Origin of the sequence: Streptomyces sp. NPDC058375 (assembly GCF_042723425.1) — a bacterium.
Lineage (GTDB): Bacteria > Actinomycetota > Actinomycetes > Streptomycetales > Streptomycetaceae > Streptomyces > Streptomyces durocortorensis.
Genome location: NZ_JBHXJG010000308.1, coordinates 1 through 7540 on the forward strand (window position 1 = coordinate 1; position 7540 = coordinate 7540).

Genomic DNA, 7540 nt, shown 5'->3' on the forward strand with positions numbered 1-7540 from the left:
GCCACGAGTCGTGGCCGGCCGCGTTCGCCGGAACCGGAACCGGAAGGAGAAGAGATGTTGTCCGGGTCAGTCCCTGAACTGCCGATCGTGGTGCTCGACACCCTCATGCCTACGGCTCAGCGCCTCGTGGTGCACCGCCGGGGCTCCACGGTCTGGGAAGTGGAGAGCCATCGGGGCCACTACGCCGTAAAGCTCGGCCATCCGGTCGAGGGCACGGCCGACTGGCCCGCCCAGCCCTGGACCGCGCTCGCACCCGGACGCGAGGGGGCCGTGCTGCATCGCCTCGGTTCGGATGACGTGGCGTACGGCACGTGGGAGCGCGGAACGTGGAACCTCCAGCCGTGGCGCGAGGGGTCGGACCTCTACCAACTGTGGGAGCCCTGCCGCGTCAAGGACTCGCCCGTCGAACTGCACACCAGCGTCGCACTGGGCTGTGTCGAGGCGCTGGCCGAGCTTCACGCCAAGGGGTGGGCTCACGGTGACGTACAGCCCGCCCACTTCGTCATCGGGCCGGAGCGGACGCATCTCATCGACCTCGCCCTCGCTCGGGGCGGGCATGTACCCGAAGAGTACGACTTCCCGTTCCGCGGCTGCCTGGTCCACTACGAGGCTCCGGAGATCGCGCGCAGTGTGCTCGCCATCGGAGAGGCCGAACCCACACAGGAAGCCGACATCTACGCGCTGGGCGCATCCCTGCTCATTTCCGCCACGGGCTGGCGTGCCGTCGAGTACCCGGACGACGCACCCCGCCCCGAACAGAGGCGAGCCGTCGCGAGCGGCAGGCGTCGGCCCGTCCGAGCGCCGGGCGAGCTGGGCGACCTGATCGACACCATGCTCAGTCCGGCTCCCGGCGACCGGCCCACAATCCAAGGGGTCCGTGAGGCCCTGCGCTGAGCCGCACTCGGCAGGATGCGAATCTATAACCCTCTGATCCGTAGTCAGATGGCCGGTGACCCGTAGTCAGGTCGGGGCCGCCGATAGTCGGGTCGGGTGGGCCCTCGGTTGGGGGTTCATCCGTCAGAGCGGATTATCCGGGCCTTAAGGCAACCTTAAGGCCCGGTGGCGTCGCCGTCCGGGCAATTCCCGTCGGGCTGGGCGTCGTCGCAGCTCAGGAAGGCCGTTCGTGGGGTTGGATTGCCGTAGGCATATGCCAAAAGCCTTCCGTGGGCCGCGTTGGGCCGGGGTGCGGATTCCGAAGGAACGGCCCCGGAGGGCGAATCGTGCGGCCATGATGGTGGGCATGGCGGGCCTGGAGGGTGTGGAGCAGCCGCGACCGCGCAGCAGCGCGACGGCGGCACGCAGTTCGTCGATCGTGGATGACGAACAGGCGTTCAAGGCGCTGGAGTTGTTCGGAAATCCGACCGAGGGGGAAGTCCGGCTGCCGTCCCGCCCGGAGTCGGCGGCTACGGCCCGGCGGCTCACTTCCTGTGTCGTGCTCCGCCAGTGGGCCCTCTCGCCGCAGACCGCCGAGTACGCGGTGCTCCTGGTTTCCGAGCTCGTCGGCAACGCGGTGCGTCACACCGGGGCCCGGGTCTTCGGGTTACGCATGGTGCGCCGCCGGGGGTGGATCCGCATCGAGGTGCGCGACCCCTCGCGCGGGCTGCCGTGTCTGATGCCGGTGCGTGAGATGGACGTCAGCGGCCGGGGGCTCTTCCTCGTCGACAAGCTCTCCGACCGCTGGGGTGTGGACCTGCTGCCGCGCGGCAAGACCACCTGGTTCGAGATGCGGATCTCCGACCGCTGATACGGGGAAGTCTCCCCCTCCGGCTGATACGCAGAAGCCCCCGGTCGGCCGGGGTGCGGCGCTGCGGGGGCTTCTGACGGGGGCCGTGAAATGGGGGGTGTGTTCACGGCCGCTCTGGACGACCTGGCCCGGGTCAATGGGGGTCGTGGCTCCGACTATGGCAGACGGGCGACCTCGGTGCCAAAGCGACTTGTCGGGGTATTTAAGGATTAAAAGGACATCCTTGAGTTGAATCGCAGGTGTGCTCGGTCACTCGCCTGGGTTTCCATGCATCCTTATGGCATCCCTTGAATGATTCATTGATCATCTGTTGAACTGCTCAATCGTCCTATTTCGGTCAGTGCGCCCCTACTGTGTCCCCGGGAATCGGTCGTACCCGTGGAACGCGAGGTGGTCGGGCATGGACGGACACAGGGCTCCGGTGGGCCGCCGTGACGTACTGGGCGCGGGGGCCGGGGCGCTGGCCGCCGCCCTCGCCGCGGGCTGCGCCGCCCCCGGCTCCCGTGCCCCGGCCGCGCCCGGCCCCAGCGCCCCGGGCCCCGCCGGGGCCGCCGCCCCGGGCACTCTCCCGGCCGCCGCCCCGCGCCGCTTCCCCGGGCTGCCCTTCCGGATCACGCACGGCCCCCGGGACCGGCCCCGCGTCGCCCTCACCTTCGACGGGCGGGGCGACCCGGACCTCGCCCGTGCCGCACTCGCCCGGTGCGAACAGGCCGGGGCGCGCGTCACGGTTCTCGCGGTCGGGACCTGGCTCGGCGAGCACCCCGGCCTGGCCCGCCGGATCCTCGACGGGGGGCACGAGATCGGCAACCACACCGAGCACCACCTCGACCTCGCGGCCCTGGACGAGCGCGCCGCGTACGAGGAGATCGCCGCCTGCGCCCGGCGGCTGCGCCGGCTCACCGGGTCCATCGGCTCCTGGTTCCGGCCCTCGCCCACCGCGTACGCCTCCCCGCTCGTCCAGCGCCTCGCCCGGCGGGCCGGCTACCCCCATGTCCTCGGCTGTGACGTGGAGTCGCTCGACCATGCGGCCACTCGCGTCGCCGCCGTCACCCGGAAGGTCGCCGGGGAGCTGCGCAACGGATCGGTCGTGGAGCTGAGCCTCGGCCGCCCGGTCACCGTCGACGCGCTGCCGCTGCTCCTCGCCGAGATCGGCCGGCGCGGGCTGCACGCCGTGACGGCCACGGAGCTGATGGGCCGACCGGCCGCCGACGTCACCCGGACGGCCCGATAATCTGACCCCTGACATTCGGCATCACGAAGGGGCGGAACAGTGGCGGACATCGAGTCGGCGCGCACGGTATTCGACAAGTTCGACGCGAACGGCGACGGCCTCATCACGGCCAACGAATACAAGAGCGCGATGGCCCAGCTGGGCGACCCCTTCGTCACCGAGACGGTGGCGCAGGCGATCATCAACGCCCACGACGGCAACGGCGACGGCCTGCTCACCTTCGACGAGTTCTGGGCCGCGCAGAACAAGGCCTGAGCCGGGTAGAGCTTCATCCGTTGCGGCGGCCGGTCCCGCGCCGGTCGGGGCCGGCCGCCGACGGGTACGTCCGGAGGGCTCCCTTCCGGGTGCCTTGCGGGCCTCCCGCCCACCGTGCGCGGCTTGCTGCGGCTTTGTCCACCGGCGAGGATCGAGCCGTGATGTTCTCCGGACCTCCCGCCGACCCGGCTGCGCCGGCCGGCCTCGGCATACCCCCCGCGGCGGCGGCCGTTCAGGCGTCGACCACGCCGACCGCGCCGGTCACGCCGACGACGCCTTCGGGCGATGCGCCGCGCGTCGGCGCGATACCCGGGGGAGCGTCCGGGCAGGCGGCGGCCGGACGCTCGTGGACGGCTCCTCTCCTGCTCTGCGCAGCAGGCGTCCTCGCCCTCCTCATCGCCCTGTTCGGGCCCGGCCTCGTCGCCCGCGGCACCGGCGAGCTCCGGATACCCGGCGCGGGGCCGACCACCGTGCTCCGCACCGTCCTCTTCGCCGCGCTCGCCCTCCACCTGGGCGAACTCCTCGCCCCGCAGCTCATCCGGCCCGTCCGGGGCCGACCCCGTACCGCCGTACGGAGCTGGGCGGTGCTCGCCTCGCTCGCCGGGTCCGCCGCAGCGGCCGGGCAGATCGTCCGGCTCGCCGCCGTCAGCGATCTCGGGATCACCGAGACCTACGGCACCCGCGAGGGCGGACTGCTCCTCCTCATCGCCAACGGCCTGGTCCTCGCCGCCCTCTGCGCCGCGAGCAAACGCCCCGCCCTCGCACTCGTCCCGCTCGCCGTCGTCATCGGCGCGGAGGCCCTGCGCGCCCACCCAGAGGCGTACAGCCCCGAGTTCGGCGCCGCCCTCACCGTCGTCCATCTGACGGCCGCCTCGCTGTGGACCGGCGGTCTGCTGTACGTCCTGCGCACCATGTGGCTCTGGCGCGGCTCGCCCGTCGCGGCCCGCGCGCTGCTCGGCCGGTACGCGCGCCTGGCGATCTGGCTGTACGTCGCCCTCGCTGCCACCGGCACCGCCTCGATGCTGCGCCGGCTGCCGTTGGACGTGGTGTTCACCTCCGCCTACGGGCGCACCCTGCTGGTCAAGCTGGCGCTGATGGCCGTCGTCAGCATGCTGGCCCTGGCGGCGCGGCGGCGGATGCTCCGGGACACCGACCCGTCGGTCGCGCACCGGCTGGCCCGCCGTGAACAGGTCGTACTGGGACTGGTCGTCGTGGTCTCGGCCGTCCTCACCGTGGTCCCCGACCCGCACTGGATCTCGCTCAGGCCCTAAGAGGCGTTCCGGTACGGCTTCCAGCTCCGCAACTCGTCGTCGCGCGGGGCCAGGACCACGGCCGGACTCTCCTGACCGTCCCGGCCGTCCTGGCCGCCCTGGCCGCCCTGGCCGAAGAACCCCACCGGCCGCCGCGCGTCCCAGGACGGCCACCCCGGATCCCCGTCCGTCACGAAGCCGACCCACGCCCGGTGCATCGCGTCCGCCAGCTCCTGCGGGGCGTCCGGGCCGGTCAGCGCCCGGGTGTCGGGGTGGGCGAGCGTGTCGAACACGAACCCCAGCTCCAGCGCGTGACAGGCCCCGAGCCGCTGTACGGGGGTGGGCCAGCCGAACTCGTACACGTACGTGGCCCCGGGCGTCCCGGTCCGGGCGTCGGCCAGCCGGTTGAGCGGCACCCGCAGCAGCAGGTCCGTCGCGAGCGCGCCCAGGACCTCACCCGGTGTGGCGTCGGGGCGGTTGGCCCGGTAGGTGCGGGCGGTGGCGTTCGGCACCCGGAACTTCAGCAGAGCCAGGCGCAGCTTCAGCCGGCTGATCCCCTCGGTCAGGCCGCCGGGCACGAACCAGAGCCGGTACTCCTCGGTGTTCGTCCCCAGCAGCAGGTCCACCCCGGCGGACGCGCCCGCCTCCAGCGCCGCCACCGGGTCGTGGGGCAGCAGGTCGCCGTCGACGACCAGCTCGAAGGAGTGGCGGCCGGTCAGCGGGTTCCCGCCGCTGGTCACCTCGGTCTGCGCGGTCAGCAGCGCCTCCGGGTCCACGGCGGCCAGCGCGGCGGCCGTCGCGGGAACCCCGAGCCGCTTGGCGATCAGCTCGGTCGTCCCGCGCGCCGCGTCCGGGGGCAGCGCGGCGGGTGCCCCGCTCTGGAGCACCGCCCGCCGGAAGAGCCCCGCCGACCGGGGCGCGGCCAGCAGCCCGGCGACGGAGATCGCCCCCGCCGACTCCCCGGCCACCGTCACCCGCTCCGGGTCGCCGCCGAACGCCGCGATGTTGTCGCGCACCCACTCCAGGGCGGCCAGCTGGTCCAGCAGCCCCCGGTTCGCGGGTGCGTCCGGGAGGACGCCGAAGCCCTCGACGCCCAGGCGGTAGTTGACGGAGACGAGCACCACCCCGTCCCGGGCGAACGCCCACCCGTCGTACACCGGCACCGCGGAGGAGCCGTGCACCAGCGAGCCGCCGTGGATCCACACGAGGACGGGGAGACCGGCGGCGTCCGGCCGGGGCCAGGGTGTCCACACGTTGAGGTTCAGCCAGTCGTCGCCCGGGACCGCCGGATCCGGCAGCAGCCGGTCCAGCGGCGGGGCGTAGGGCCGCTTGGGGGCGGTGGGACCGTACGCCACGGCCTCGCGCACCCCGGTCCACGGCTCCGGCGGCTCGGGCGCGCGGAACCTCCGCGCGCCCACCGGCGCAGCGGCGTACGGGATGCCGCGGAAGACCGCGACGCCCCGCTCCACCGCACCGCGCACGGTGCCGTGCGCGGTCCTTGCCCGCGGGGGAGTCCCCGCCACGATGTCGGTCATGGTGCCTGCCAACCTCTCTCGCGGTGCGGTGCGGTGGTCCGGGCGGCTACTTCAGATGGACCAGCCCGTCCGTGGTCAGGGTCGGGCGGCCCTTCGTGCCGACGACCACGATCTTGACCGTGTGCTTGGCGCTGGAGGACCACGACGTCGTCCAGATCGCGTCCCGGTACTTGGTGGTGGAGGACTTCAGGTCCACCGTGGCGGCCTTCTTGCCGTCGACATAGACGTATGCCTGCCCCGAAGTGGCGGCCCGCGACACCACCCAGGCGGCTGACCGGCCGGTGAACGTCCAGCTGAGGCTCGCGTTCTTGGTGCTGCTGGAGTACGACTTGCCGCCCGGATAGCTGCCGGAGGACTTGGTGGTCCACGTTCCGGTCTTCTTGGCAGCGGACTCCGGGAGGATCACCGGGGTGCCGGAGACCGAGGCGGCGGCCGTGTTGCCCGCGTGGTCGTACGCCGTCATCTTCCACGCGGTCGCCGTGCCGGGCTTCGCGGTGTGCGAGGCGCTGCCCGTGGTGGGACCGTACGTCCTGGCGACGGGCGCGGTGAGCCGGACCTCCTTGAGGGCGGCGGCGTCGGTGGCCTTCCACTTCAGGGTGAGCGGAACGGCGGTGGCGTTCACCGTGCCGGTGCGCAGGGTGAGGGCGGGCTTGGTGGAGAAGACCGGCGGTGTGGTCTCGGCGACCACGGTCGCGACCGGGGACAGTGAGGTCTTCCCCGACTGGTGGGTGGCCCGGACCTGTACGGCGTGCTTGCCGGCGGGGAGGGTCGCGGCGGCCGACATGACGCTGCCCTTGACGGTGGCCACGGGCTTTCCGCCGGCGAGCAGTTCGTAACTCCGGACGAGGGGCGCGGGTGTGGTCGCCCGCCACCCGACGGTGATCTTCGACCGGGTGTAGTACGTGGAGCCGGAGGCGTCCGCCCCGGTCACCGAGGCGATGGTGAGGCCCGTGACGGGGCCGGCGGCCAGCGAGCGGATGGCGGGGAGCTGGGCGTACAGGCTCCCGCCGGGGCACTCGGTGTTGAACCCGTCGCGGTGTCCGGAGATCTGCTGGAAGGGGTAGGCCCGGCCCGCGTTGAACGTCTTCCCGGCGAAGTTCATGCCGTCCGCCCCGGCGGTCAGCTGGACCGAACTGGCCGGGTCGCCCTTGTACTGCCCGAGCTTCCACGCGGCGACGCGGGCGACGGCGGTGGTCGCCGCGGTCGCGGCCTTGGTGTCGGTGTACATGCCGATCACGGCGATCCCGGCGGTGTCCCGGTTGAAGCCGTAGGTGTGCGCCCCCATCACGGGCCGGTCCAGGTGACGCCGAGCAGGCTGAAGGGTTCGGTGGCGCGGCGCGAGAGCGAGGCGGAGCCGCCGTCGGCGGAGGTCTTCAGCGCGGCGCGGTGCACATCGGCCTTCACCGGACCGGACTTGGCGTCCGCCGCCCGCCCGTCGCCGTCGGCGTCGGAGGTGCCGGTCACGCCCTGGAACACCAGGTCGCCCACCACGGCCGCCGTGGTGACGGCGGCCGTGGTCCAGACT

At 72.8% G+C, this 7540-nt stretch carries 6 protein-coding genes and 2 pseudogenes; 5 read left to right on the forward strand and 3 right to left on the reverse strand.

The window, feature by feature from the left end:
• Positions 1 to 57 precede the first annotated feature (57 nt).
• The 5 genes from ACFWM7_RS31610 (at position 58) to ACFWM7_RS31630 (ending at position 4501) form a co-directional block, all read left to right on the forward strand.
• Positions 58 to 894, forward strand: a complete 837-nt coding sequence (locus ACFWM7_RS31610; protein WP_383267190.1) for a protein kinase — start codon at positions 58 to 60, stop codon at positions 892 to 894.
• 334 nt (positions 895 to 1228) lie between these two features.
• Positions 1229 to 1744: an ATP-binding protein gene (locus tag ACFWM7_RS31615; RefSeq protein WP_383267182.1), complete on the forward strand. Its 516-nt coding sequence runs from the start codon at positions 1229 to 1231 to the stop codon at positions 1742 to 1744.
• 400 nt (positions 1745 to 2144) lie between these two features.
• Positions 2145 to 2975 carry a polysaccharide deacetylase family protein gene (locus tag ACFWM7_RS31620; RefSeq protein ID WP_383267184.1) on the forward strand — a complete coding sequence of 277 codons (831 nt, stop codon included), beginning with the start codon at positions 2145 to 2147 and terminating at the stop codon, positions 2973 to 2975.
• A 39-nt stretch (positions 2976 to 3014) separates the two neighbouring features.
• Entirely contained in the window at positions 3015 to 3230 is a 216-nt protein-coding gene (locus ACFWM7_RS31625) for an EF-hand domain-containing protein (protein ID WP_205086169.1), read from the forward strand.
• A gap of 161 nt (positions 3231 to 3391) precedes the next feature.
• Entirely contained in the window at positions 3392 to 4501 is a 1110-nt protein-coding gene (locus ACFWM7_RS31630) for a CopD family protein (RefSeq protein ID WP_383267186.1), read from the forward strand.
• Here the strand turns inward: ACFWM7_RS31630 and ACFWM7_RS31635 are convergent.
• The 3 genes and pseudogenes from ACFWM7_RS31635 to ACFWM7_RS31645 form a co-directional block, all read right to left on the reverse strand.
• On the reverse strand, positions 4498 to 6015 hold the full coding sequence (locus ACFWM7_RS31635) for a carboxylesterase/lipase family protein (RefSeq protein ID WP_383267188.1): 1518 nt from the start codon (positions 6013 to 6015) through the stop codon (positions 4498 to 4500). The two genes, ACFWM7_RS31630 and ACFWM7_RS31635, sit on opposite strands and share 4 nt — an antisense overlap.
• A 46-nt stretch (positions 6016 to 6061) precedes the next feature.
• Positions 6062 to 7315, reverse strand: a pseudogene (locus tag ACFWM7_RS31640) (N-acetylmuramoyl-L-alanine amidase); the annotation flags it as partial.
• Positions 7300 to 7540, reverse strand: a pseudogene (locus ACFWM7_RS31645) (N-acetylmuramoyl-L-alanine amidase); the annotation flags it as partial. The pseudogenes ACFWM7_RS31645 and ACFWM7_RS31640, both read right to left, overlap by 16 nt.